The sequence below is a fragment of the Oleiphilus sp. HI0043 genome (assembly GCF_001634935.1).
Genome location: NZ_LWEY01000162.1, coordinates 1 through 679, shown reverse-complemented (window position 1 = coordinate 679; position 679 = coordinate 1). Strand labels below are relative to the sequence as shown.

Genomic DNA, 679 nt, shown 5'->3' with positions numbered 1-679 from the left:
GGCCGCGTTTTATTCGACTGAATCGGGCCAATAAAGTGCCAGACGATATCTTCGGCATTGCCTTCTTTCGTCAATAAAGCCTTGACCGCTATCTGCTTTTCAAGCGCTTCATTAAGATAGTTCTCGCCAAATATTTTCTGCCCTTGCTTAAATAACTCAAAGACTGCTTCAGCAGGCTTCTTTTTCGACACCGCCAGGAGCTGCACGGAGTTTTCTGCTAGGCCGGCATCAATTGTGGCTTTTTGTATCCTTTTTCTTACGTTCTGGAGCTTGTCTGCTATGCTGAAGTTCATAATATAAGTTTGCGTGGCGTGTCTTAAAGTCGACATGCATTTGAGCAAAAACAACCTGTATTAACAAGCTTTATCCTTCTGGATCAGCTTTCTCATTTAAAAATCTAAGATACAAAGTTATAGGCTTTAGAGGACGACCATGGATATTACTGAACTGCTGGCATTCTCCGCCAAACAAGGCGCTTCCGATTTACATTTATCTGCCGGACTACCGCCAATGATCCGTGTTGACGGTGATGTTCGCCGTATCAACCTGCCAGCGATGGAGCACAAAGAAGTTCATTCCCTGATTTATGACATCATGAATGACAAGCAACGAAAAGACTTTGAAGAATTCTTGGAGACTGACTTCTCGTTCGAAGTACCCGGTGTTGCTCGCTTCCGTG

General features: G+C 44.2%; 2 pseudogenes. One reads left to right on the top strand and one right to left on the bottom strand.

From position 1 onward, the window contains the following. A pseudogene (locus A3729_RS03055) lies at positions 1 to 293 on the bottom strand (YggS family pyridoxal phosphate enzyme); the annotation flags it as partial. Positions 294 to 432: 139 nt separating this feature from the next. Between A3729_RS03055 and A3729_RS03050 the strand changes: the two are divergent. Next, positions 433 to 679: pseudogene (locus A3729_RS03050) on the top strand (twitching motility protein PilT); the annotation flags it as partial.